Here is a 23,861-nt window from a genome sequence, read left to right on the forward strand (position 1 = left end):
TCCGACAATGCAGCGACAACCCACTTAAGGAGAACTGTTATGAAGATTGCACTGATTGGCGCTAGCGGATTCATTGGATCCGCCCTATTAACCGAAGCGCTCTCCCGCGGCCATCACGTGACGGCGTTAGTGACTCGGCCTGAACGGGTAGCGCCACAGGAGAATCTCACTACCGTTAAAAGTGATGTGTTAAATACCGAGGCACTTGCAGAGCAGCTACGCGGTGCCGAGGCCGTTATCAGCGCCTTTAGTGGCCATGCCCAAGAGGATGTTTACGGCTATTACCTCAAAGGCTTTCACTCGATTTTGTCAGCCACTCAACAAGCTTCCGTGCCTAGGCTACTGATAGTGGGTGGCGCGGCGACGCTCGAGGTAGCGCCGGGTAAGCTTTTGTTAGATGCACCGGGGTTTCCAGCAGAGTACCGGGCCACGGCGGAAGGGGCGAAAACGGCTCTTGAAACGCTGCGCGGGCAAACGGCGCAAGCGTGGACGTTTCTCTCTCCCGCCGCCGAGATTTTCCCCGGCGAGCGCACGGGTAGTTTCCGGCTTGGCGGCGATACGCTACTCACCGATAGCGAAGGCAACAGCCGTATTTCCGTGCAGGATTACGCCATCGCCATGATTGATGAGCTGGAAAACCCACATAACACCAACCAACGTTTCTGCGTCGCGTACTGATCAAGTCGCTATTTAAGTCGTTATGCCCCTCACTGGAGATAGGTGAGGGGTTGCCTCTTTCTTCTATTCCCCCCCCCCCTTTTCCCGTTACCCTCATCTATTTACTCTTTCACCTTTTTGCTGAACTTATCGTTCATCGCCGTAAAACCATCAGTCATATTTAACAATGTTAATTAATCCAATCTCACTTGACCACACATTACTTAACAACTGTGTATTAAAAAATTACTTATAAGACATTTCTTACATAAGTATAGCGAATCTCTTACAAATGCTGTCAGCAATATCCTACATACGCAGTCGCCTATACCTTCAACAATCAGGTAAACACAAATAAAGAAATACTAAAAAACTTGCACACTTGTGACAGCTAATGAACTTATTAGGTTCAGAACCCATTACGCAGACATGCACGCACTAGACTCGCATTAACTGACCCAATTACTGCAAGGAAAACATCATGAAAGCCAACACCGAGCTCGTTAAGATAGGCAATCATTGCGTGCATGTAGAAATCTATCAACAGCCACAAAATACTGAAAGTATTATTATGGTCAACGGCGCGCTAGCTACTACCGCCTCTTTTACCAACTGTGTCAAATATTTGAGTGACGGGTTAAACGTTATCCTGTTTGACTTGCCTTTTGCTGGTCAGTCAAAACCACATAACCCTGTAGGTGGCATCATTACCAAGGAGGATGAAGTCAATATCCTCCTAGCTCTGATTGAACGTTACCAACCAACGTCGTTACTTTCCGTTTCTTGGGGAGGCTATGCCGCCATGATGGCATTGGCGCAATCCCCCACCTCCATTAGAAGAGCGGTGCTAGCCTCATTTTCAACTCAGCTTAACGACGGCATGCTGCGCTATATCAATGGTGCTCGCCATTATATTCAAATTGGCGATGTTAAAACCGCGGCTAACCTGCTTAATGAAGAAGTGGGAAAATACTTACCCCGCTTACTAAAATATATTAATTACCGGCATCTCTCACGGTTAGATGATCAAGAGCTTCAACAGGTCTGCTTTCATATCGAACAAATACTCTCCATGAACGACACCGACTATGAACAGCTCCTGGGTAATATTGAGATACCGACGCTGTTCGTGAATGGCAAACTGGATGAGTACACAACGCCGGAAGACATTCTGATTGCCGACGACTATATGCCGAAATGCGAGTTCGAAGTCGTGCCCAATGCAGGGCATTTTCTTGACCTTGAGCATGCTGATGCACGCAAACGAATGGAGAAAATTCTGCGCGGTTTTTTGATTCCTAACGAGTTTGAAAGTCAGGTTGCCTAACCACTTTCGTTACCCTATTACATGGCCTCACTAAGCAAGAGTGTGGTCATGTAATCTTTAGCACCATCACGCTAAAAAATCATTACCGCTCAAAAGCTAATGATAATTCATTACCACTCACCCCTCACGAAACGCCTCCACCACCCGCTCAGCCAATACCTCGCTGGCATCACCACTGCCTGCACGCTTCACCAGCGCTACTTGATAATCCCCTAGCGGTGGCAGTGACTCGTTGTGGAGACGCTTGAGCGGTGGTCGAATCAAGCTTTTTGGAAAAGCCGTCACGGCCAGATCGGCCAGCATGGCCGCTTCCTGCCCGGCACAGTGGTCGCAGGAGTAAGCGATTCGGTAAGCAATCCCCGCTTGATCAAGGGCATTAAGGGTAATTCTGCGCCACGCGCACCCCTGTTGGGCCAAGGTCACCGGCAGTGGCGTTCGCTGTACGGCAACACCATCCTCACGGCCCGCCCACACTAACGGTTCGCTATGAACAATGTCGCCGCGCGGCGCCTGACCAGGCTCCACGCTCATCACCAACGCAAGATCGAGCTCTCCATCATCCAGTTGGGCGAGCAAATCTTTGCTGCGTCCCACCACGACATCGACCTGCACCGCCGGGTGCGGGCGAGCATACTGAGCCAACACAGTGGGCAGGATACGCCCTACCACGTCGTCGGTTATCCCTAGCCCCACGCGCCCTTCTATGGTGGGGGCTAAAAACTGGGTGACGGCTTCGGCATTGAGCTTAAGCAGCCGCCGTCCGTAGCCCAGGAGTACTTCACCTTCGGCAGTAAGCCGCACATAGCGCGCCTCGCGCACAAACAGCGTTTGCCCGAGCGTTTCTTCCAGGCGTTTGATCTGCATGCTTAGCGCGGAAGGGGTACGAAACAACTGCTGGGCGGCGCGGGTGAAGCTGCCGCTCTCCGCAATTGTCACAAAGGTGCGCAGCACCTCGCTATCCAGTAGCGGCAAGGCAGCCCGGCTGGGAGCTATGCTCGATAGTTGATTCATCACGCCCACCTTTCAGAAAATCTTAACACTCAGTGTAGATCTTTTCGTTTGATTGATCCAAGGCAAAGCGCCAAGCTGATAACCAGAGGTCGCGACCCTCCCACTTATTAATCACTGATCACAGCTGCCCAGTTAGCGCCCTGGCGCCATTGACTGTACAGCCGTTGTGAATAAAAGGAGGTGCGCGATGAAGTGTGAATGCCCAGCCCAACATGCCCATAACGCCTGGGAAAAAGCTCGCCAACTGGCGCCGCCGCCCAAGCCACCAGCACTGCATTTTTACATGCCTGCCATGCCGTCGATGAGGTTAATTCGTACGCTCGATATGGCCTGGTGGCGTTACCGGCGGCGTTGGCTTTTCCGCCGCCATATACTGCCGCTACTAGCCTACGATGGCCACGTACTGTTGGATATTGGCCATTGTCGAGAAGATATTCTCTGGGCCAACCAGCTCCCATTGAAGGTCGATGCCATTCACGCGCTAGAAGCCCGGCAGAAAAAGCGGCAAGTTCAGCAGGCCTAGAATCAAAAAAGCTTCGAACCTCTCCCAGGTTCGAAGCTTTTAATGAAGCCCTTAATAGCGTTTTAAGCATCTCATATAGTTAGTTACTAAGCTTTGTGCTCAACGCCTGCTTTTAAACTCCTATCGGCCCGCCATCGCGTTTCTGAATAACAACGGTTGACGCCCGAGGGCGTACTTGGCCGCTGGCTGCAACAGTGGCGTCTTGCACTAGCTCACTACCATCCGCGGGCCAGTTACCCGGGTGCTGAATGTTAATAAACAGCGCGGTTTTATCCGGCGTGGCAAAAATACCTGTCACTTCGCAGCCGTTCGGCCCTACCGCAAAGCGCTTCAGCTGCTGCTGGTTGCTGCTGTTAATTACCGGGCCGGTGCCTTGAATATCGTCGAGCCCGTTAGGTACCACGGCAAGCAGTTGGTCGTTGGTGTACTCGGTTACTCCATCATAACCGTTATCGGTTTGGATCCAGAGGATACCCTGACCGTCCTCTCGCTCGTCGAACCAGAGCCCATCGGGGCTGGCGAACTGATTCATTTCTGTCAGGCCCGAGTGATTATCGGCATCGTCAGCGGCCGCGCCAAACACAAACACTTCCCAAGTAAAGGCGTTGGGCAACCGGCTTTCGCGCCAGCGAATAATATGCCCTGCTTCGTTATTGGCGCGAGGGTTGGCGGCATTGGTGGGCGCTAAATCGTAACCAACACCTACTTGTTCCAGATGCTCACCGTCATTAGTGTAAGTTGGGGTTGTCTCTTCAGCGGTACGCTGAGTGTTATTGGTTAGGGTGAGATACACCTCGCCGGAGGCAGGATCGACGGAAGCCCACTCAGGGCGGTCCATTGGCGTGGCACCCAACAAATCCGCTGCATCGCAGGTGTTGATGATGATACCTGCCGCATCGTCGTCGGCTAGCCCCAACGCCGCCGCCAGCGTGCGGCCATCGCGCGTTTGAGCACTAGGCGTTAGCGGTAGCCACTCACCGCTGCCATCGGCATGGAAACGAGCCACATAGAGGGTGCCGTTATCCAAATATTTGTTGCCAATGGCAAGACGATCATACTCTTCCCCTGGACGGTTGGCATCGGCGGGATCCCAGGCAGCATCAGAAACATATTTATATACGTACTCGTTGCGGGAATCGTGCCCCGAGTAGTAAACCACTGGCTGACCGGCTTCCAGCTTGCCTAACCAACACCCTTCATGGCGGAAACGGCCAAGTGCCGTACGCTTAACCGCCAATGCATCACTATAGGGGTCGACCTCCACCTGGTAGCCGAACGTGCGTGCTTCGTTGCGATAATCATCTTCAGCACGCTCGCCGCGCGGGGTAATGTCGAAGCGAGCAAATTCGTCATTCTGTTCAGAGGCGTCTCCCGCCGAAGTATCCCAACCATAGCGGCTTTTAGCGGTGGGAATACCAATCCGCGCGTCGTCCTGGAAGCGTTCGCCATGATTAACGAACACATTGGGCCAGTTCTCTTCACAGGCAATATAGGTGCCCCAGGGCGTTACCCCGTTACCACAGTTATTGTTGGTACCACGGGTTTGGGTACCCTCAGGCGAAAAGCGCGTTTTGACGTAGTCACTGCCCGCCACTGGCCCGGAAAGTTCCATCACCGTCGCACTGGTGAGGCGACGGTTATAACGCGAACCCGGCACATGCGCCCATTGGCCACTGGCGTTCTTTTCGACCTCAACAAGGGTGACACCGTGAGCGTTGATCTCAGTGCGCGACTCAGCTGCTGGCCGCTGGCCCTCATCCGCATTAGTGGGGCCTCCTTGGGGCGCCCATAGCGCTGCTTGGTCGATATACTCATTGTTGAGCGCCAGCACAAAACGGCGCGAGGCGTTGTCGGTATCCAGGGCAAAACCGGCCATGCCGTCATGGTGCATGCCCACACTCTCCGCCTGACGCTCAGCGGTCATCGGCTGCTCGGGCTGCCAGGTAACATTTTGGTTCAGCGGCGTGCCCCACGGCACCAAGACTTGGGCCACATAACCTTCCGGCACCACCACGGCATCGGTGCGTGATCCTTGAACCGCCTCAAACGCCAGTGTCAGGGGTGTTTTTTGGCTGCTGCTTGAGGCAAGCGCTTGAGCAGCGCCACCAAAACTAAGCATCGAGGCAGCCGCCATGCTCAAACCACCGCGCATCACATCACGCCGGGATACATGGCGCGCCAATACTTCCGCGAAAGGTTGGTTGCCGCTGTGGTTAAACAGGCGATGATCTTCGATCTCTTTACTCATTTTGGTCTCCCCCTGATCGTTTGTAGGTCAACGATTGAACGTTAGGAGACACTAAAGAAGCTTAATGACAGCACGATGACGGAGCGCCTGCATTTAGATGAAGAAAGGTCGAATGCTAGTCACTTTTACTCCCCAAACCCTATTGAGGGATGTCTGCAACTCTGCTAAATTAACGCTAATAGTTATCATTAACACAGGAGTTGCTCTCTCATGCAGTTACCCGCTAAGGGCACTGGCCAGGGAGATACGTCGGCCTCGACGACCCGCGAGGTGGCCCACGAGGTGAATAGCAAAGAATTACTTGGCAACTCAGACCAGTTGGTTATCCACCATGAACAGCGCCGCTATGTGTTGCGCCGTACTAAAAGCGGCAAGTTAATTCTTAACGCCTAAAGCTCTTAATATTTCAGCCCCTGATTAATTTAAAGATTTATACGGCAAAGCCAGCCAGGTAGCCCATCGCACCCAGCCAGCGACCTCTTCCACTTATCCCTGTTGGAAATCTCTGGCTTATGAACCACACACGCGCTTTTGGTGGCCTCTTTTTAACGCTGCTTCCACTGTTAACCGCCCAAGCAGACGACGCCGAGCTTAACCCAGTGACGGTCACCGGCACCCGAGCACCTACGGACCTTTCACGGGCACCGCTGATTATCGATATTATTGATCGTGATGATGCTGTGCTGGCCACCGCCAGCCGGGTTGAAGACGTGCTTAGCCGCCAACCCGGCCTGCATGTGGCTGGCCAAGGGCGCCGAAATGGCCAAACCTTAAGTATGCGCGGTTTTGGCAGCAAAGGTGTTCTGGTACGTTTGGATGGCGTTCGTCAGGATATCTCCACCGGCCACATCGGTAACTTCTTTCTCGACCCTGGCTTGATTCAAGAAGTACAGATAGCACGCGGTGCGCTCTCCAGCTTGTACGGCAGCAATGCCATGGGCGGTGTCGTCAGCTTCACCAGTGTGAATGCCAACGACCTGCTTGCCCCCGGCGAAAATAGCGGCGTACGCCTTTCCATAGGCGGTGCGACGGCCAGCGACGAAATGCGGGGGAGCCTGACTGGCTTCGGCCGCCGCAATACCGCCAACGGCCAGGTGGATGGCCTGTTTTCAATCGGCCGCAGTGAATCCGGCGATATTCGCCGCGCGGGGGGCGATGAAGCCGAAGAGGATGCCGCCCTCAATAGCCTGCTGCTAAAAGGCGGTTGGGAGCCAAGCGACGACCAGCGGCTATTTATCAGCTGGCAGCACTACGACGAACGCGCCACCCAGCCCGCCAACCCACAGCAGCTTTCAACCGATGCCAGCAATCCGCTGCGCGATCGCGATGTGGAAAGCAACAACGTCCAGTTGGGCCACCGCTGGCAGCCCAGCGCTGCCACCGAAGTCACCTCGCAGCTTACCTTTAGCCAGCAGGATATCGACGAGCCCCAGGCCAACCGTACCCTAGAGCGGGCCGGTCTTCAGAGCGACGGCTTCCACACCATGGATCACGGCTGGCTTTCGCAAACGCTGGTGTTCGGCGCCGAATTGGAGCAGGCCCGCCAACGGCCAGATGGCGAAGCGAATGGCTTTCCTAAAGCCGATATCGATACCCAGTCAGCCTATCTCGACACTACGCTTACCGCTGGGCGCTATTTAGCTGATGGCGGCGCCGGGCAGTTTGATATTGGCCTGGGAGCCCGCTACGACCGTTACGACGCCAGCGGCCAAAATGAATCCGATAGCGTCCACGACCAAGTGTCACCGCGCTTTCGTCTTGCCTGGCGGCCCGATGACGCCTTGATGCTGTTTTCGGGCTACGCTGAGGCCTTCCGCGCTCCTAGCCTATCCGAGCTTTACGCCAACGAGCGCCACTTTGCCGGTTTCTGCGCCGGGCCAGCCTTCTGCACACCGGACAATTACTGGATTCCCAACCCTAGTCTCTCGCCTGAATCCAGCCACACCTGGGAAAGCGGCGTGGTCTGGCATCAGGGCGACTGGCAGGTTCGTGCCAGCTACTTCGACACCCGCGCCGACGATTTTATCGACACCCACGTCGACATCATGGCGGGCACCACCCAGGCAGTGAACGTTCAGCGCGCCCAGCTATGGGGCTATGACGCCCGGGTGACCTGGCAGCCCAGCACTTTCCCGCTACTCACAAGCTTTGTGGGCCTTTCGGAAGTCTCCGGTAAAGACCGCGATTCTGGCGAGCCCCTAGGCAGTCAAACACCGTTGGAAGCCACCCTGGGAAGCGAGGTGGTTCTGTATAACAGCGATATCCGCCTGGGCTGGCAAGCGCGTTTTGCCCAATCTTTCGATAAGCAGGGCGATGACGAGCGCCTGCCCGGCTATGGGTTGCACGATGTGCATCTCGCTTGGCAAATCACCCCGGCCGTGGATACCTCGCTGCGCCTTGCCAATATTGGCGACAAGGTGTGGTACCGCCCCGACGGCAGCCTGGGCGATGGGCGCAGCCTGTTCGCCACCCTCAACTGGCAGTGGTAAATCCACGCAGTCAACCCGATAGAGGTGCGTCATGATTACATCCCAACAGATCGCGATTATCGAAGCCTTTGACGCGGCGCGCGCCGCGCAGCCGCGGCTACCTGCGATTGAGATTGCCGAACGCTTATCGATCAGTGAAGGCGAGCTGCAGGCCGCTCGTTTAGGGCGCGACGTATGGACGCTGCCGCTCTCGCCCAGCGATATCGCCGCCTACCTGCCCCAACTGGGGCGGGTTAAAGCGTTGACCCGTTCCCGGCTGGCCGTGCTAGAGCAAACCGGCGACTACCCTGAACTTAGCGGCGGGCCACAAACAGGCCTGTTACTCGACCCAGGTGGCCTGGATCTACGCTTGCTCTATACGAGCTGGCACTGGGCCTGCCTGATTCGTGATTCTATGCCTGCCACCAGTACTCAAGAGGCGCAGTGGCGCTGGAGCCTGCAGATATTCAATCAACATGGCTGCGCCGTTCACAAATGCTTTGCCCTGGAGAACCCTCTGCCGCGTCCCTGGGGTGCCTTAGCGGCCTTGGGCACTCGGGATACGCCAGCGTTTACCCAGAGCATGCCTCGCTTGAAGCGCCCACTGCCCGAAGCGCCGACCCTCGCTAGCGAGTGGGGCGCGATGCGCGATGTGCACCAGTTCTTTGCCCTCCTCCAGCGCCATCATCTGGAGCGTATTGAGGCCAACCAGTTAATGGAGGGACGCTATACCCAAACGCTGCCCGTCAATGCCCTGGAAACAGTGCTTCAGCACGCCAGCCTTCGCGCGCTGCCGTTGATGCTGTTTGTCGCCAGCCCCGGCTGCGTACAGATCCGCACCGGCACATTGCCCCCCCCTCAACGCGCCCGCGGCTGGCTGAATCTATTTGGCGAGCAGTTCACCCTGCACCTTGATGACACTGCGATTGACCAAGTATGGCAAGTCAGCAAACCCAACCGCGACGGCGGCGTGACCAGCATTGAGGCCTTCGATGCCCAAGGTTCGCTAGTGCTGCAACTCTACGCAGAGCGTCAGGAGGGCCGTGTGGAGCGTCGCGAGTGGAGGCAGTTACTAAGTGAGCTCGGCAACCAAGAGGCGGTGGCATGACCCTCAACCATGTAAAGACACGCTTGTTGGGGATCGTCGTACTGGGATGGCTACTGGCTGGAACACCTCTGGCCCATGCTGACGAGCGCTGGGTGGTGCTGGGCGGCGATATCGCGGAAACCCTGGCCGCGTTAGATGCCGATATCAATGTCATTGCTCGGGATGACACAGTCGTGCATCCACCCGCCATGGCGGAGCTGCCCTCGGTGGGTTACCTGCGCCAGCTCTCCGCTGAAAGCGTCCTATCGGTTAAACCTGACCAGGTGTTAGCCGCCGGGCACGCAGGCCCCAAGGAAGTGCTGGAGCAGCTGACGGCTGTCGGTGTCAGCGTAGAGATTATCAACGCCCCACCCACCCTCAATGCCATCGCCGATAAAGTCCGCGCCGTCGGCCGATTAACTGACCGTCGCGACGCGGCAGAGGCCTTAGCAGACGCCTTGAACGAGAAACTTGACCGGCTAGCCAACCTGCCCGCCCTACCGACGACCCGCGCTATGTTTATCATGCAGCATAGCGGCTTAACCCCCCGTGCGGCGGGCAGCGACACGGCAGCGCATAGCACGCTCGAAGCGGTGGGCCTGGCAAATGCCTTCGCCGAGATGCAGGGCTACCACAGCGTGGGTGCCGAAGCCCTGGCCCGGCAAGCGCCGGAGGTTGTGATTGTCTCCGAGCGGGGCCTGGCGGCAATGGGTGGCGAAGCCGCTCTATGGCAGTTACCCGGTATGGCGTTAACCCCCGCAGGCCGAGAGCAGCAGTTGATTGTCATTGATGACCAAGCGCTGCTTGGCTTTGGCCCGCGCACGCCCGATCAGCTACTCACCCTGCGCCAGGACGTTGAAGCGCTATTGGGCGCACCGACTAGCGCCCAGGCTAATTCTGTCCAAAACAGTTCCGTTCAAAACAGTACCGCTCAAAACAGCACTGCCCAGCTAAGCCCATGATAGCCATTCTTAACACTTACCGTTTCCGGGTGCGGCTGCCGGTTAGCCGCACTACCCGCGTTCTCGTCGGATTAACCGCTGCGTTGCTACTGGCTTTAGGCTGGGCGGCCTCCTCTGGCGCACTGGGCATCTCCCCTTGGGGAGTACTCCGCGGCCAAGCCGATCCACTCAGCGTGCAGGTGTGGTGGCAGCTGCGCCTGCCGCGCTTACTGCTGGGCGTGGCCGTGGGAGCGATGCTTGCCGGTAGCGGCGCCGCCATGCAGGGGCTGTTTCGTAACCCGCTGGCCGACCCGACCCTGCTCGGCCTTGCCAGTGGTGCTGGGCTTTTCGTAGCAGTGTGGATTGTGCTCTTTCAAGACAGCAGCGCAGGCAGCCTTTACGGTCAGTTTGCGGCAGGCTTTTTAGGCGCCTTATGCGTCTGTTTGATTGTCTTTGGCATCGCCAAGCGTCAGGGCGGCGGCAGTGCCGCTGTGATGACCCTGCTACTAGCTGGTTTGGCCATCAACACTCTCGCCGGGGCTAGCGGTGGGGTTTTAGCCTTTATCGCCAGCGATGAGCAGCTTCGCCAGCTTAGTTTATGGGGCATGGGCACACTGACTAACGCCCTGTGGCGCACCACGGCGCTAGCCCTGATACTGATTGCCGCTGCTCTGTGGCTGTTAATGCGCAGCGCACGTGAACTCGACCTGCTCCAGCTGGGCGAAGCTACCGCGCATGCGGCGGGGCTGGATGCAAGCCGCTTAAAACGCCGGGTGGTGGTCGCGACCTCGCTGGGCGTAGGTTTGTGTGTAGCGCTCACCGGAGTAATTGGCTTTTTGGGCCTGCTGGTACCCCACTGCCTACGGCTTTGGTTAGGGCCTGGCCATCGGCTGCTGCTGCCCGCCTCAATGCTCGGTGGCGCGCTGCTTCTAGTCGTGGCTGATACGCTAGCCCGCACCGTTGCTGCCCCGGCGGAGATACCCGTGGGACTGCTTACCAGCCTGCTGGGCGGCCCCTACTTCCTGTACCTACTGATGCGCAGAAACCGAGCATGCTAACGCTCCATCAGGCTGGTTTAACCACCACCCCCGCTATCGCCCCACTAGACGGCACAATTCGCCCTGGCGAGCTACTTGCCATTGTCGGCCCCAACGGCGCGGGCAAGAGCACGCTACTCAGCATGCTGTCAGGCTTTCGCCCTGCCGAGCAGGGCGAGCTACATCTGGATGGCAAACCCCTGCGTGAATGGCCCATCGCCGAACTTGCCAACCGGCGTGCCCTGGTCGCCCAGCAGGAACTCCCCGGCTTTGACTGGCAAACCGACGAACTGTTGAGTCTAGGCAGTAACCCGGCCAAATCACTGGTCGCAGCGCTACTTAACGACCTGGATCTAACCCACCTCGCCAAGCGCAGCGTACTCTCGCTTTCCGGTGGCGAACGCCAGCGGGTGATGATCGCACGGGGCGCCTGCCAACTACTCTCAAGGGGCTCTCCCACCGCCAAGGATGGTGGTATTTTATTGCTGGATGAGCCGACCAGTGCCTTGGATATCGGCCAGCAGCAGCGCTTGATGCGGCAACTACGCGGCTGGGCCGCACAGCATCGCATGGCGATTGTTTGCGTACTCCACGACCTTAATCTCGCCAGCACCTACGCTGACCGGGTATGGTTGCTGCATCAAGGGCAGCGTATTGACCACGGACTACCCAGCCAGGTGCTCAACCCCGCGACCATTGCGAAGATTTACGCAGCCGAACTTCAGCACATTGAGGGCGGCCCCCATGGCAAGCCCCTGCTCGCCCTGGCGCCTTAAGACAGCTTTCAGCAGCCAACGAGTCGAGTGGCAAAGCCCTCATATAAGTCCATACTTATCCATACGTAACGGGCAATATATGCATCACCGTGTGCCAATTGGGGAGCAAGAATGAGACTGATCAGCCTCATGTGGGTAGTGCTGGCAGGGATGAGTTTTAGCATCGGTGTATTAGGCATCTTTCTGCCCCTGCTGCCGACCACCGTGTTTATGCTAATGGCTGTTTACTGTGCCTCCAAAGGCTCACCGCGCTTTGAGGCCTGGATCCGCTCCCGCCACTATGTCGGGCCACTGCTGGTTACCTGGGAGCAAGAGCGCGCCATCCCCCGGCACGCTAAGTTGGCGGCTGTTAGCATGATAGCGTTGAGTGCTCTGATCACCGCTTGGTCACTCGGCCCTGGCTGGACTCGCTGGGGCGTGATCGCTCTACTGATGCTGATTGCCGTTTGGCTGGCTACTCGGCCAGAGCCTTCGTCTTCTGCAGAGTAAGGTTCGCGCATGCTTGCACTGCGTATTCAAGCCATTTTATTCAGGTTTAGGAAGTAGCTTGGTCAACTCCGCCTGCGCTATATCACCACCACCGAGCTAGCTAAACGTGCCTCTGAAAAAGGCATCTTTATTGCACCAGGCGCCATTTTTTCACTGCGCCCCGACAGCACCGATGCCAATTCAATGCGCATTAATATTGCCCATGCCAACGACCACCGGTTTCTGGAGTTCATCAGTAGAGCTCTCACCGAATAAACGTGCTACACACCGAACAGTGCTAAGCCAACGACTCCCCATTAGCATACTTAACCCATGTCTTGCCCAGGTGATTACGTAGCTCGTGGCCTACACGTTCACCATCCCGCGCTTCCAAAGCAGCAAGAATGGCTTCGTGCTCTTCCATTGCCGTTGCCCATTTTTCATTTTTTTGATTTGAAAGGTAGCGGACACGATATAGCTGACGGCTTAGGTTGGCATGCATATCAATCAGCGTCGTATTTCCCGACAACGCCACAATTCGGTTGTGAATATCTTGGTTTAGGCGAAAATAGTTCTGTCGGTCACGTCGTAAGAATGAAGCCTTCATCTCATAATGAAGCGCCTGCAACTCCGCAATATCATCATCACTGGCGTTGGCGCACGTCAGCTCTGCTGCGGCCTGCTCAAGCACACTCAAGACATACGCTTTCTCTTTCATATCAGCGGGACTTACATCCGCCACCACGGCCCCCCGGTTTGGCGATATCACCACAAGCCCTTCCGCAGCAAGAATCTTCAGAGCCTCTCGTAACGGGGTACGGGATACTTGAAGCTCAACCGCCAATGTTCGCTCGGGCAAACGTTGACCAGGCTGAAAATGGTCCATCACGATATGTTCACGTAAATAATTCGCGACTTTCTCCACAAGTCCGGGCTGATTTGGCTGGGCGACTTCTTCCATTGGCATATTCACATAGTAAGCGAACGCCAAGAATGGCATACCAAAAACATCCTTTCAAACAAATAGCGTTAAAACGCTGGTTTTTTAAACCCATACTTATCAATACTATAAATAAAAAACAGGCCTGTTCGATACCAAAGTATTAACACCAACCAATTGACCTTCAAAATGGTATACCACTACATTCCATACATACGATTGCTGAAAAGCTCACCTCTTTAGCGCCATGACGACAGAAAATGTCATCGCAGCAGTTTGACCAGTAAAGGGAATACCCACACCGTATGAACTACTTACAATATTTTGAAAAAGGCAAGGTGGTTGAGGCCTGTATCGCGGGTGCTGGTGACTTTGGCCGCGGCGTTTTGCGACAAGCGCGCCAAATGGAAAAACTATCAGCACGAATTGCAATCGATATTAATCCTGAAAAAGCAGCCGAAGCGTTGCGGCATGCTGGCATTTCTGATGGCCAGATAATGGTATGCCATTCTAAAAGTGACGCTGAAAAAGCGTGGCAAGAAGGGATGTTTATCGCCACGACTGCCTTTGAAACAATTCAAGCGCTGCCTTTCGATATTTTAGTGGAATCTACTGGCATACCTGATGTAGGCGCGCGCTATGCAGAAGCTGCTCTGCTCGCAGGTAAGCACGTTGGCATTGCCACCAAAGAGACCGAATCGGTGGTTGGCCCCTATTTAACCCGCCTGGCTTATCAGCAGGGGCGACTATTCACTCCGTTGGATGGTGACCAGCCTAGCCTGCTTATTGGCCTACTCACCTGGGCCAGAACCCTTGGCTTTGAGATTATTGCTGCAGGTAAAAGTAGCGAATATGACTTTATTTGGGATGAGGCAAGCGACACCGTTACTTGCAACGGTGCCGACTTTCCTGCCCCTGGCTTGAAAGAACTTTGGGAATTACCGCCAGGCCAGGAGCGCGATATGGTGGAAGCACGCAGCAAGCTACTCGCTGCGATCCCGCAAATTTCGGTACCTGATCTGTGCGAAATGGTCAACGTAGCCAATGCCACGGGGCTACGTCCTGATCGCCCTGAATTTCATGCCATGGTACTGCGCACAGCGGAAGTACCGACCCTTTTGGACATTCAGAGCCAAGGTGGGGTACTGCAAGGGATTGAGCGCTTGGAAGTGTTTAATTGCCTACGCCGACCAGATGAACTGAGCTTTGCAGGAGGCGTTTTTGTGGTCGTGCGCTGTGAAGACCCCCATGTATGGACTCTACTGCGGGATAAAGGCCATGTACTGAGCCACAGCGGCAATAGCGCGATGATTTACCTACCCCGACACCTGCTTGGCTTAGAAGCACCGATTTCACTTCTCGATGTGGTCATCAATGGTCAAACCTCCGGCGGTGGTCACGCTACGACACCCAAATTTGACCTAACAGCGCGGGCAACCCAGCCCATTAAAGCAGGCCAGCACCTCGAAATGCGCGGCCACCACCGGCACATCGAAGGGCTACGTCCAGAGCTGCATCCCGCCGCAGCGCTAGCACCAGGAGCAAAAGTGCCGTTTTATCTGCTGCCAGGCGCTCATGTGATCCGAGACATTGCCCCCAATCAGCCAATTACCTTAGCGGATGTGGCACTGCCTGAATCAACCTTAAAACAACAACGTGAAAAGCAGGATCAGTTGTTTCAACAAAATACCTTAGTTCCTAAAGCCGCTATCGACAGCACGCTAAATTAAACTTCCCTAACGGGAATTAAAAGCAATAACAATCAGATAGGAGAAACACTATGCTCACTAAGTCCACTCTCAAAATGGCAACACTCGGCGTCGCGCTGGTTAGCGTCGCCACAGCTGTCAACGCCGATGATGCAGCAGATTATCCGACAAAGACTATCCAGTTTTTGGTAGCGGCAGGCGCTGGTGGCGGCACGGATAACTTCGCTCGTGTGGTTCGCCCGATGTTTGAGGAAGCCCTTGGCGATGCACGTATTAACGTGATTAACCTACCGTCTGCCTCCGGGGCGTTGGCCCACCAGCGTACTGCAAACGGTGTCCCAGATGGCCATACCCTTGATTTCGCTTCCACCACTTTAGTGACGTCATTAGCCGCAGGGCAGAACCCAATCGGCTTAGATCAACTCACGCCCGTGGCACGGATGCAGTCAGATGTAATGGCCTTATTCGTCAATCCAGAGCGTTACCCGGATTTTGAATCGTTCTTGGAATACGTCAAGGAAAACCCAGGCGAGGTCACTGTGGGCGGCACTCACACCGCTAGCCCTGACCACGTTTCATTTCTGTCGTTGCGTGATGCATCAGGCCTGGATATGAATTTCATTCCTTACGACAGCACAGGCAATGCCACCGCTAATGTTCTGGGCAACAATATCGACGCGACCACCACGTCACTTAGCCCTTTGCTGAGCTATATGGAAGCGGGCCAAATGATGCCAATCCTGGTATTCAGCGATGAGCGTTTGGCCGATTATCCTGATGTTCCAACTACAGCTGAATACGAGTGGGATCTAACCGATGGCAATGACCGTGCAATTTTTGTCCACGCCGATACACCTGAACCGCTTCTGAAACGCTTAGAAGACACTTTCAAAAAGGTTTACGACTCTGAGGAGTACCAGACATACGCCGAGCGAGTAAACCTTACTTATCGTGAAGGCTGGATGGGCAGCGACGAATATCGTCAGCGCCTAGAAAATAACTATGAACTCTATTCGCGCCTACTTAATAACGATCAATAAAAATCGAATTAAGTGCTAAGTGAAAGCAGGCAATTAATTTGCCTGCTTTTTAACTCACTGTCTGGGACTATTGTTATCAAATAGACCCAGCCACGTTCCCTTCGGGGTTTATCATGCACGCCAGGATTTCTCTCTTCGCATTCGCGGTGGTGTTGCTAGCAGTGGTCAGCTTAGTGCCCACACTGCAGTTTCCCAGCTCCGCTGAGGTTTCTACCTTTATTGGCCCTCGCGTATGGCCTCTGACGCTAGTAATTGCGCTTATTGGGTTGGGTAGCGCACTGCTACTGATCACATGGCGTGATGCGCGGCGAGGCACCACTTATGACGATGAACCAGAAGAAGCTTCTCGTCCTCAGAACGATCCCGTCACGGCTCAACGCTTTTCCCTAGCGTCCACGCGACACTGGTGGCTGATTGCCGCCACCGTTATCTACACCTGGTTAATCAGCATAGTGGGCTTTTTAATCGCCAGTATCGCTTTCACATTGGTAGGTACGCTGCTGCTTGGGGCTCGCTCCTGGCGCACGATTCTAATTACCGTGGTGGTTGCCACACTGCTGATGCAGGGTGTCTTCGTCATGCTGCTTGGCATCCCGCTATGACACTTATTGTTAAGAAGTTTGCCGATAACCGCTACTGCTACCTGTTTAGGAGTTGATGATGCTAGAGAATTTTCTAGGCGGGCTGGCTGTAGTGATGCAGCCACTCAACCTGCTACTACTTACTTCAGCCGTTTTTATCGGATTTATCGGTGGTGCGTTACCCGGCATCAGCGGCGTTATTCTGGTGGTTATCCTGCTACCCGTTACCTATGGCATGGACTCCACTACTGCCTTTATGTTGCTGACTGCCATCTATGGCGCGACTGTTTTTTCTGGTTTGATCACCGCCATTCTCTACCGTGCCCCCGGGACGCCAGAGGCGGTGATGACTGCCTTTGATGGCTACCCGATGACCCAGCAGGGCCAGGCAGGCAAAGCACTGGGCATTGGCGTGCTGAGTTCTGCGATTGGCGGTTTAGTGGGTACCATTGCGTTGATTATCTTTACCCCAATGCTGGCTAAGATGGCATTAAGGTTCTCCTCCCCCGAATATTTTGCCCTTGCAGTGCTTGGCTTAACCGTTGTGGCCTCCTTAGGTGGCCGTCTGATCTACGGACTGATTGGCGCCACTATTGGGTTGTTTATTGCCACCATGGGGATCGACCCACTAACGGGTACCAGCCGCTATACCTTCGATAATCTAAACCTGATGGAAGGGGTTGGACTGATACCGATGATCGTGGGGCTGTTCGCCGTTTCTGAAGTGATGAAACGCTCTCTAGATCAAGACAGCCATCAGCCGATTACGAAAGTAAAAGTTAAAATCTTTGATCTACCTATCTTGCGCCAAATCGGTACCACGCTTACGCGCTCTTCTATTATTGGTGTGATTATTGGCATCTTACCGGGCATTGGAGCAAGCACAGCCGCTATGGTGAGCTATAGCGAAACAGTGCGTTGGTCTAAGCATCCCGAGAAATTTGGCAAAGGGGCACCGGAAGGGATTGCAGCGCCTGAATCGGCGAACAATGCCGCTGCCATGGGCGCCTTAGTACCGTTGTTTGCCCTGGGCATTCCAGGTAGTGGCACCACAGCGGTCATTCTTGGGGCATTTATCATGCACGGCCTGCAGCCGGGCCCAATGTTTATGATGACCCACAGCAGCCTAATCTATGCCGTGTTCGCGGGTCTGTTTATCGTCAACTTTATGATTTTGTTGTTCTCCAAGCCATTTATCACCCTGTTCACCAAGCTATTGAATGTGCCCTACTCGGCGCTCGGCCCGATCATTATTATGTGTTGCATCGTGGGTACCTACTCGGTGCGCAACTCTATGTTTGATGTGTGGTTGATGCTTGGCTTTGGCGTCATGGGCTACCTGCTGGAAAAACTAAAATTCCCGCTGGTTTCGATCATCCTAGGCCTAGTACTAGGCCCCATTGCAGAGAGCGAGCTGCGCCGTGCGTTGTCGATGTCCCAGGGAGATATATCGATCTTCTTTACCCGCCCCATCAGCGCCACCTTACTGGCCATTGCAGCACTACTGTTGGCAGTGACGATTATCTCGCCACTGATTAAACGCGCACGCATGAAAGCCGCCACTCCCTGAACCCTGACAACGGATACAACGTATGACAATTGTATTAGGTGCTATTGCCGACGACTTCACTGGGGCCACGGATCTTGCAAATAACCTGGTGCGCGGTGGCATGCGCTGCCTGCAGGTGATTGGCGTGCCCCAGCAAGAGATCGACCTCGCTGATATCGATGCGGTGGTCGTGGCGCTGAAATCGCGCTCCTGCCCGGTGGACGAAGCCGTGGAGGACTCTCTGGCCGCCCTTGAGTGGCTTCGCCAGCAGGGGGTTCGGCAACTGTTCTTCAAGTACTGCTCCACCTTTGACTCTACCGACCAGGGCAATATCGGCCCGGTAGCGGATGCGCTGCTGGAAGCCCTGGACGCGCACCAAACGGTGATGGTGCCTGCCTTCCCGATTAACGGTCGTACGGTCTATCAGGGCCATCTATTTGTGGGCGACCGATTGCTCAACGACAGCGGTATGCAGCACCACCCGCTCACGCCGATGAAGGATGCCGACCTAGTACGAGTGCTCTCCCGCCAAACACCACACCCAGTGGGCTTAGCCAATCGTACCGTACTGGCCCAGGGGGCTAACGCAACTCGTGCTCATTTATCGGCGCTGGCAGAGCAAAGCGTTCGACATGTTATTTGTGATTCTTTGGACGAACAGGATCTGGACATCCTGGCTGAAGCTACCGTTGCGATGCCTTTAGTTACCGGCGGCTCTGGTTTAGGGCAGGCGCTACCCGCCCAGTATCGTGCCCAAAGTTGGTTAGACACCATAACTGAGCCGGGCCGTTTGCCCCCAGCTTCCGGTAGTGCGCTGGTGCTTTCTGGCAGTTGTTCCCGCGCCACGCTGGCCCAGGTGGCAGATTTTCTGGAACGCCACCCATCGGGGGGCTTTGCGCTGGATCCTTTATCGCTTAACGAAGGTAACAAACAGTGGGAGCAGGCGCTGGCCTTTGCCCTGGAACGTCTATCCAGTAGCATGCCGGTACTAATCTATGCCTCTGCAGACCCAACAAAAGTAGGAGCGGCCCAACAAGCGTTAGGGATAGAGCGTGCCGGGCTGCTAGTGGAAGAAGCATTGAGCCAACTAGCAGTCGCGCTAGTTAACGAAGGCGTGGGCCGGTTGCTGGTCGCCGGGGGCGAAACCTCCGGTGCAGTAGTCTCAGCGTTAGGGATAACTACCCTACGGATTGGTGAGCAAATCGACCCCGGCGTGCCCTGGACGCAAACCCCAATGGCGGGTCGCGAAGCACCATTGTCGCTTGCGCTGAAGTCTGGCAATTTCGGTGACGTCGACTTCTTTACTCGGGCGTTTGAGGTGCTGGTATGAGCATTCACTTGCATCGCCATCCCCAAAACAGTTTGCGGGAGCAGATCAGCACCCTGGGCAAGTCGCTGTTTGACCGCGGCCTGACCATGGGCTCCAGCGGCAATATCAGCGTGCGGCTAGACGATGGCGGCTGGCTGATGACACCCACTAACGCCTGCTTGGGGCGGCTGGATCCTGCGCGCATCTCTCATCTGGACAGTAACGGCCAACTGATGAGTGGCGACTCGCCCACCAAAGAGCAGTTCCTGCATATGGCGATGTATGAAGAGCGCCCACAGTCCGGTGCGATTGTGCATCTGCACTCCACTCACTCGGTGGCGGTCTCTTGCCTGCCCGAAGTGGATCCCTGCGACTGCATACCACCACTCACCGCCTACTATGTGATGCGGGTGGGCAAGCTGCCGTTGGTGCCGTACCACATTCCCGGCGACCCCAAGCTGGGCGATGCAGTGCGGGGATTAGCGGGCAAGCATAGCGCGGTGCTGCTGGCCAACCACGGCCCTGTGGTGGCAGGGAAAAATCTCGAAGCGGCGGTGTATGCCACTGAAGAGCTGGAAGAGACCGCCAAGCTTTACCTATTGCTGCGGGGCGAGAACCCGCGAGGGCTAACGCAGGAGCAAGTGGCCGAACTGGAAGCGCGCTTTCCAAAAGATTAAACCAGCACCTTATGGGTAGAGACCACCTGTCGCAGCCCCATAAACGAGCGGATCTGACGCACGCCGGGCAGGTAGAGCAACTGTTCAGCGTGCAGCCTGTTGAAGCTTTGGCTGTCCCGGGTGCGTACCAGCATAAAATAATCAAACTCCCCCGTTACTACGTGACACTCCATACATCCAGAAACCTTCTGGGCCGCCTCTTCGAAGGCAGCGAAGGATTCCGGCGTTGAGCGATCCAACACCACCCCAATCAACACCACCATACCTGCCTGTAGCTGCTCCGGGTCTAAATGCGCCACCACCCTGCTGATTACCCCATCCCGCTTGAGCCTTTCCACCCTGCGTAAGCACGCCGCCGGGCTCAAGTTCACCTGCTCTGCCAGTGCCACATTGGAGAGTGTGGCATCGTCCTGAAGCAGTTTAAGGATACGCCGATCTGTTCGGTCTAGTTCAGCGGCCTGATCATCAGGCTCAGGGCGTGAACGGGAGGTTTTTGAGCGCACTATTATTTACCTTATTTATCTATAAACACTATTTAAACCCATATAAAACATGTTGTAGCAACTTTTATTGCTTTAAACCAGCCGACTTTGCAACACAAAAATCACGACTAACACTTACTATGAATAGCAGAGAGCACGCCAATTGTTCACAACAACCTTAGCCGCCCTATATCGCACCCAATGTTTTAAAGCTGGAGATTGCTATGAACCTCGAACGCTTCCCACGTTACCCGCTTACCTTTGGCCCCTCTCCCATTACGCCGCTCAAACGGCTAAGCGAACATTTAGGCGGTGAAGTGGAGCTCTACGCCAAGCGCGAAGACTGCAACAGCGGCCTGGCCTTTGGCGGCAACAAGACCCGCAAGCTGGAGTACTTGATTCCTGAGGCACTTGAACAGGGCTGCGATACGCTGGTATCGATTGGTGGTATTCAGTCCAACCAGACCCGGCAAGTGGCAGCAGTGGCCGCCCATCTGGGTATGCAGTGTGTGCTGGTACAGGAGAACTGGGTCAACTACTCCGACGCGGTGTATGACCGCGTGGGCAATATCGAGATGTCACGCATCATGGGTGCCGATGTGCGCTTGGATGACGCGGGGTTCGACATCGGCATTCGCCCCAGCTGGGAGCAGGCGATGGAGGATGTTCGCCAGCAAGGCGGTAAGCCCTTCCCGATTCCCGCTGGCTGTTCCGAGCACCCTTACGGCGGCTTAGGCTTTGTAGGCTTTGCTGAAGAGGTGCGTCAGCAGGAGAAAGAGCTGGGCTTTACGTTTGACTATATCGTGGTGTGCTCAGTCACCGGCAGCACACAGGCAGGCATGGTGGTGGGGTTTGCCGCCGATGGCCGTGCCCAGCGAGTGATTGGCATTGACGCCTCTGCAAAGCCTGAACAAACCCGTGAACAGATCCTACGCATCGCGCGCAATACGGCCGAGCTGGTGGAATTGGAAGGTGGTATTAACGATGACGATATTATTTTGGATACCCGCTACGGCGGCCCTGAGTACGGACTGCCCAACGAAGGCACGCTGGAAGCCATTCGCCTATGCGCCCGCCTGGAAGGCGTACTCACCGACCCCGTTTACGAAGGAAAATCCATGCACGGCATGATCGACATGGTGCGTAACGGTGAATTCCCAGCGGGCTCCAAGGTACTCTACGCCCACCTAGGCGGCGTACCCGCGCTAAATGCCTATAGTTTCCTGTTTAGAAATGGATAAGGAATAAAACACCCACCTCGAACCGTCTGATCCAGCGCCTCAATGACGCCGATCAGGCGGTTACTGCTGTACAAATAATGCACACCCTTTAGTCTTGGCGTATAAGATGTTCACGGATACGCCATGTCTTCAACGCTTCCCGCACACCTCACCCTTGACGAACTTGCCCACTACCCAGCGCCGCTGGATTTCACCCACGGCACGCTGACCTGGGCCGGCGCCGATGATGAGATGATTGGCACCGACGTACCGCCCGTTTCTGCCCAGCAGCGCATGGCCTAAGGTGTTCGCGTGGCGTTCAACCATACCTGTCTATAACATTCATAAAGCGAGCCGCCAGGAGTTTGCACTTTTTTAACACTTAGCTTCCAATAAGGACGGACTCTATGCGCGATGATGAACAATACACCAATTCCGAAGAGCAGCTACTCCACCTTCAAAACCTGCTAGATGACCCAGACACAACGGCACTAAAAGCGTATTTCTCTGAACTCGATATTTTAGACATTGCGCGAACACTGGAGTCCTTCCCGGCCAAAACGCGAGATTTTCTTTGGGAGTATATTCCCGACGATTTAATTGGCGAAGTTCTCGCCGAAGTTGACGAAGACATCCGTGCTGACTACATCGAAGACTTATCGGCCAGCGATGTAGAAGAAATTGTTAAAGGCTTGGATGCTCAAGAAGTTGCTGAAGTTTTGGATGTTGCTGATGAAGCCATAAAAACCAGCGTCTACGCCAGCTTAGAGCAAGAGATCCGCGCCCAGGTTGAGAATCTTCACGCCTATGAAGATGACGTGGTTGGCCGTTACATGGATCCTGAAACGGTCAATGTAAAGCAAGGCGTGTCGTTAGAGGCCGTGCAGCGCTATATCCGCATCCACCATCTTCTCGACGATGAGTCGCAGCAGATCATGATTACGGATAAGGATAAACGCTTACTCGGCACCTTGACCCTGATTGATTTAATCAAACAGCCGCAAGATGCCGTGGTTGATGATTATATGGATGACTTTTTCACCCTAAATGATCAAATGAAAGTCAGTGATGCGGCGGCGTTATTGCGCTCTAAAGAGCTGCACTTTGTGCCTGTGTGCGATAGCGATGGGTTATTGGTAGGCCAGCTAAACGCCGCCGACGTACTTGAAATCACCCAAGACGACGCGGACATGACGTTAAAGCATATGTCCGGCGTCAGTAACGAAGAGGAAGTCTTCACGCCCGTTTTACGCAGCGCGAAAAGTCGCGGTATTTGGCTGGGCATTAATCTGTTAACGGCTTTTTTAGCCGCCTTCGTTATCGGGCAATTTGAAGCGGCATTAGATCAAATTGTTGCCCTGGCCATTTTGATGCCAGTGGTAGCAAGCATGGGAGGTATTGCCGGTAGCCAAACCCTCACCGTGGTTATACGCGGCTTGGCGCTGGGCCAACTGGCGGGTAACAACGTCCGCTGGCTATATAACAAAGAGATGTGGGTGGGTATGAGTAACGGCTTGGTTTGGGCATTAGTGGTCGGCTTGATTGCCCATATCTGGTTTGGCGACGCCATGATCACGCTGGTGATCACCCTGGCCATCTTTATCAATATGAGTCTCGCTAACTTATCCGGCGTATTAATTCCCATGGTGCTGAAAAAGCTGCAGATCGACCCCGCGCTATCGGGCGCGGTTATTTTGACGACCGTGACCGATGTGGTCGGCTTTTTATCATTCCTTGGGCTCGCGACGCTGATTATTCTGTAACTTTTTCCTCCCGGCAGGCGCCTGGGCGTTTATTGAAAAGCCCAGGCG

At 55.0% G+C, this 23,861-nt stretch carries 22 protein-coding genes and 1 pseudogene; 19 read left to right on the plus strand and 4 right to left on the minus strand.

Translation table 11 applies throughout. The features are described 5' to 3' along the window. Positions 1 to 39: 39 nt before the first annotated feature. Together LMS44_RS20385 and LMS44_RS20390 are read left to right on the plus strand one after the other, a co-directional pair. Positions 40 to 678, plus strand: coding sequence for an NAD(P)-dependent oxidoreductase (locus LMS44_RS20385; RefSeq protein ID WP_022521617.1), 639 nt, complete (start codon positions 40 to 42; stop codon positions 676 to 678). A 460-nt stretch (positions 679 to 1,138) separates the two neighbouring features. Beyond that, entirely contained in the window at positions 1,139 to 1,984 is an 846-nt protein-coding gene (locus tag LMS44_RS20390; protein WP_498946298.1) for an alpha/beta fold hydrolase, read from the plus strand. Positions 1,985 to 2,101: 117 nt separating this feature from the next. On the opposite strand, the gene LMS44_RS20395 is transcribed toward LMS44_RS20390, so the two are convergent. Continuing rightward, complete coding sequence (locus LMS44_RS20395; protein ID WP_498946300.1) at positions 2,102 to 2,995, minus strand: LysR family transcription regulator; 894 nt, start codon at positions 2,993 to 2,995, stop codon at positions 2,102 to 2,104. 187 nt (positions 2,996 to 3,182) lie between these two features. Here LMS44_RS20395 and LMS44_RS20400 point away from each other — a divergent pair, with 187 nt between their 5' ends. Continuing rightward, positions 3,183 to 3,518 (plus strand): hypothetical protein, encoded by a 336-nt coding sequence (locus LMS44_RS20400; RefSeq protein ID WP_498946302.1) that lies wholly within the window; start codon positions 3,183 to 3,185, stop codon positions 3,516 to 3,518. 112 nt (positions 3,519 to 3,630) lie between these two features. On the opposite strand, the gene LMS44_RS20405 is transcribed toward LMS44_RS20400, so the two are convergent. Beyond that, positions 3,631 to 5,766 (minus strand): PhoX family protein, encoded by a 2,136-nt coding sequence (locus tag LMS44_RS20405; RefSeq protein ID WP_141440564.1) that lies wholly within the window; start codon positions 5,764 to 5,766, stop codon positions 3,631 to 3,633. A gap of 210 nt (positions 5,767 to 5,976) precedes the next feature. Between LMS44_RS20405 and hemP the strand changes: the two genes are divergently transcribed. From hemP to LMS44_RS20440, 7 genes and pseudogenes are all read left to right on the plus strand, one after another. Next, the gene (gene hemP / locus LMS44_RS20410; protein WP_141440563.1) at positions 5,977 to 6,159 is read left to right on the plus strand and encodes a hemin uptake protein HemP; all 183 of its coding nucleotides are present in this window, start codon (positions 5,977 to 5,979) and stop codon (positions 6,157 to 6,159) included. Positions 6,160 to 6,278: 119 nt separating this feature from the next. Beyond that, the gene (locus tag LMS44_RS20415; RefSeq protein ID WP_498946304.1) at positions 6,279 to 8,255 is read left to right on the plus strand and encodes a TonB-dependent receptor; all 1,977 of its coding nucleotides are present in this window, start codon (positions 6,279 to 6,281) and stop codon (positions 8,253 to 8,255) included. 31 nt (positions 8,256 to 8,286) lie between these two features. After that, on the plus strand, positions 8,287 to 9,342 hold the full coding sequence (locus LMS44_RS20420; protein WP_498946306.1) for a ChuX/HutX family heme-like substrate-binding protein: 1,056 nt from the start codon (positions 8,287 to 8,289) through the stop codon (positions 9,340 to 9,342). Then, positions 9,339 to 10,283, plus strand: a complete 945-nt coding sequence (locus LMS44_RS20425; RefSeq protein WP_190374482.1) for a heme/hemin ABC transporter substrate-binding protein — start codon at positions 9,339 to 9,341, stop codon at positions 10,281 to 10,283. The genes LMS44_RS20420 and LMS44_RS20425 overlap by 4 nt, the downstream gene beginning before the upstream one ends. After that, on the plus strand, positions 10,280 to 11,320 hold the full coding sequence (locus LMS44_RS20430; protein WP_190374481.1) for a FecCD family ABC transporter permease: 1,041 nt from the start codon (positions 10,280 to 10,282) through the stop codon (positions 11,318 to 11,320). Before LMS44_RS20425 ends, LMS44_RS20430 begins: the two co-directional genes overlap by 4 nt. A 53-nt stretch (positions 11,321 to 11,373) precedes the next feature. Beyond that, a pseudogene (locus LMS44_RS20435) lies at positions 11,374 to 12,075 on the plus strand (ATP-binding cassette domain-containing protein); the annotation flags it as partial. A gap of 111 nt (positions 12,076 to 12,186) precedes the next feature. Beyond that, positions 12,187 to 12,564 carry a YbaN family protein gene (locus LMS44_RS20440; protein WP_230803323.1) on the plus strand — a complete coding sequence of 126 codons (378 nt, stop codon included), beginning with the start codon at positions 12,187 to 12,189 and terminating at the stop codon, positions 12,562 to 12,564. A 277-nt stretch (positions 12,565 to 12,841) separates the two neighbouring features. Here the strand turns inward: LMS44_RS20440 and LMS44_RS20445 are convergent, their stop codons facing one another. Continuing rightward, positions 12,842 to 13,543 carry a GntR family transcriptional regulator gene (locus LMS44_RS20445; RefSeq protein ID WP_498946309.1) on the minus strand — a complete coding sequence of 234 codons (702 nt, stop codon included), beginning with the start codon at positions 13,541 to 13,543 and terminating at the stop codon, positions 12,842 to 12,844. 245 nt (positions 13,544 to 13,788) lie between these two features. Between LMS44_RS20445 and LMS44_RS20450 the strand changes: the two genes are divergently transcribed. The 6 genes from LMS44_RS20450 (at position 13,789) to otnC (ending at position 20,348) form a co-directional block, all read left to right on the plus strand. Further along, complete coding sequence (locus LMS44_RS20450; RefSeq protein WP_498946311.1) at positions 13,789 to 15,213, plus strand: flagellar biosynthesis protein FlgA; 1,425 nt, start codon at positions 13,789 to 13,791, stop codon at positions 15,211 to 15,213. A gap of 50 nt (positions 15,214 to 15,263) precedes the next feature. Next, the gene (locus LMS44_RS20455) at positions 15,264 to 16,232 is read left to right on the plus strand and encodes a Bug family tripartite tricarboxylate transporter substrate binding protein (protein ID WP_498946312.1); all 969 of its coding nucleotides are present in this window, start codon (positions 15,264 to 15,266) and stop codon (positions 16,230 to 16,232) included. A gap of 113 nt (positions 16,233 to 16,345) precedes the next feature. Beyond that, positions 16,346 to 16,834, plus strand: a complete 489-nt coding sequence (locus LMS44_RS20460; protein WP_498946314.1) for a tripartite tricarboxylate transporter TctB family protein — start codon at positions 16,346 to 16,348, stop codon at positions 16,832 to 16,834. Between the two features lie 58 nt (positions 16,835 to 16,892). Then, the gene (locus LMS44_RS20465) at positions 16,893 to 18,383 is read left to right on the plus strand and encodes a tripartite tricarboxylate transporter permease (RefSeq protein WP_498946316.1); all 1,491 of its coding nucleotides are present in this window, start codon (positions 16,893 to 16,895) and stop codon (positions 18,381 to 18,383) included. Between the two features lie 22 nt (positions 18,384 to 18,405). After that, entirely contained in the window at positions 18,406 to 19,692 is a 1,287-nt protein-coding gene (gene otnK, locus LMS44_RS20470) for a four-carbon acid sugar kinase family protein (RefSeq protein WP_498946317.1), read from the plus strand. Beyond that, on the plus strand, positions 19,689 to 20,348 hold the full coding sequence (gene otnC / locus LMS44_RS20475) for a class II aldolase/adducin family protein (protein WP_498946319.1): 660 nt from the start codon (positions 19,689 to 19,691) through the stop codon (positions 20,346 to 20,348). Before otnK ends, otnC begins: the two co-directional genes overlap by 4 nt. Here otnC and LMS44_RS20480 read toward each other — a convergent pair. Beyond that, positions 20,345 to 20,851, minus strand: coding sequence for an Lrp/AsnC family transcriptional regulator (locus LMS44_RS20480; RefSeq protein ID WP_089691877.1), 507 nt, complete (start codon positions 20,849 to 20,851; stop codon positions 20,345 to 20,347). The two genes, otnC and LMS44_RS20480, sit on opposite strands and share 4 nt — an antisense overlap. A 203-nt stretch (positions 20,852 to 21,054) precedes the next feature. Here LMS44_RS20480 and LMS44_RS20485 point away from each other — a divergent pair, with 203 nt between their 5' ends. From LMS44_RS20485 to mgtE, 3 genes are all read left to right on the plus strand, one after another. Further along, the gene (locus LMS44_RS20485; RefSeq protein ID WP_498946321.1) at positions 21,055 to 22,071 is read left to right on the plus strand and encodes an aminocyclopropane-1-carboxylate deaminase; all 1,017 of its coding nucleotides are present in this window, start codon (positions 21,055 to 21,057) and stop codon (positions 22,069 to 22,071) included. Between the two features lie 123 nt (positions 22,072 to 22,194). Continuing rightward, entirely contained in the window at positions 22,195 to 22,353 is a 159-nt protein-coding gene (locus tag LMS44_RS20490) for a hypothetical protein (protein WP_414119895.1), read from the plus strand. A gap of 104 nt (positions 22,354 to 22,457) precedes the next feature. Beyond that, positions 22,458 to 23,813, plus strand: coding sequence for a magnesium transporter (gene mgtE, locus LMS44_RS20495; RefSeq protein WP_498946323.1), 1,356 nt, complete (start codon positions 22,458 to 22,460; stop codon positions 23,811 to 23,813). The last annotated feature ends 48 nt before the right edge of the window (positions 23,814 to 23,861 follow it).

The sequence above is a fragment of the Halomonas profundus genome, from assembly GCF_020865425.1.
In the GTDB taxonomy this organism is placed as follows: Bacteria; Pseudomonadota; Gammaproteobacteria; order Pseudomonadales; family Halomonadaceae; genus Vreelandella; species Vreelandella titanicae.

Excerpts from the sequence above, each read along its gene's own strand:
- LMS44_RS20450 (WP_498946311.1), top strand. The coding sequence starts at position 13,789 with ATGAACTACTTACAATATTTTGAAAAAGGCAAGGTGGTTGAGGCCTGT.
- LMS44_RS20390 (WP_498946298.1), top strand. The coding sequence starts at position 1,139 with ATGAAAGCCAACACCGAGCTCGTTAAGATAGGCAATCATTGCGTGCAT.
- LMS44_RS20485 (WP_498946321.1), top strand. The coding sequence starts at position 21,055 with ATGAACCTCGAACGCTTCCCACGTTACCCGCTTACCTTTGGCCCCTCT.
- LMS44_RS20405 (WP_141440564.1), bottom strand. The coding sequence starts at position 5,766 with ATGAGTAAAGAGATCGAAGATCATCGCCTGTTTAACCACAGCGGCAAC.
- hemP (WP_141440563.1), top strand. The coding sequence starts at position 5,977 with ATGCAGTTACCCGCTAAGGGCACTGGCCAGGGAGATACGTCGGCCTCG.
- LMS44_RS20415 (WP_498946304.1), top strand. The coding sequence starts at position 6,279 with ATGAACCACACACGCGCTTTTGGTGGCCTCTTTTTAACGCTGCTTCCA.
- LMS44_RS20400 (WP_498946302.1), top strand. The coding sequence starts at position 3,183 with ATGAAGTGTGAATGCCCAGCCCAACATGCCCATAACGCCTGGGAAAAA.
- mgtE (WP_498946323.1), top strand. The coding sequence starts at position 22,458 with ATGCGCGATGATGAACAATACACCAATTCCGAAGAGCAGCTACTCCAC.
- LMS44_RS20425 (WP_190374482.1), top strand. The coding sequence starts at position 9,339 with ATGACCCTCAACCATGTAAAGACACGCTTGTTGGGGATCGTCGTACTG.
- LMS44_RS20465 (WP_498946316.1), top strand. The coding sequence starts at position 16,893 with ATGCTAGAGAATTTTCTAGGCGGGCTGGCTGTAGTGATGCAGCCACTC.
- otnK (WP_498946317.1), top strand. The coding sequence starts at position 18,406 with ATGACAATTGTATTAGGTGCTATTGCCGACGACTTCACTGGGGCCACG.
- LMS44_RS20490 (WP_414119895.1), top strand. The coding sequence starts at position 22,195 with ATGTCTTCAACGCTTCCCGCACACCTCACCCTTGACGAACTTGCCCAC.
- LMS44_RS20420 (WP_498946306.1), top strand. The coding sequence starts at position 8,287 with ATGATTACATCCCAACAGATCGCGATTATCGAAGCCTTTGACGCGGCG.
- LMS44_RS20455 (WP_498946312.1), top strand. The coding sequence starts at position 15,264 with ATGCTCACTAAGTCCACTCTCAAAATGGCAACACTCGGCGTCGCGCTG.
- LMS44_RS20440 (WP_230803323.1), top strand. The coding sequence starts at position 12,187 with ATGAGACTGATCAGCCTCATGTGGGTAGTGCTGGCAGGGATGAGTTTT.
- LMS44_RS20445 (WP_498946309.1), bottom strand. The coding sequence starts at position 13,543 with ATGCCATTCTTGGCGTTCGCTTACTATGTGAATATGCCAATGGAAGAA.
- LMS44_RS20385 (WP_022521617.1), top strand. The coding sequence starts at position 40 with ATGAAGATTGCACTGATTGGCGCTAGCGGATTCATTGGATCCGCCCTA.
- LMS44_RS20395 (WP_498946300.1), bottom strand. The coding sequence starts at position 2,995 with ATGAATCAACTATCGAGCATAGCTCCCAGCCGGGCTGCCTTGCCGCTA.
- otnC (WP_498946319.1), top strand. The coding sequence starts at position 19,689 with ATGAGCATTCACTTGCATCGCCATCCCCAAAACAGTTTGCGGGAGCAG.
- LMS44_RS20430 (WP_190374481.1), top strand. The coding sequence starts at position 10,280 with ATGATAGCCATTCTTAACACTTACCGTTTCCGGGTGCGGCTGCCGGTT.
- LMS44_RS20460 (WP_498946314.1), top strand. The coding sequence starts at position 16,346 with ATGCACGCCAGGATTTCTCTCTTCGCATTCGCGGTGGTGTTGCTAGCA.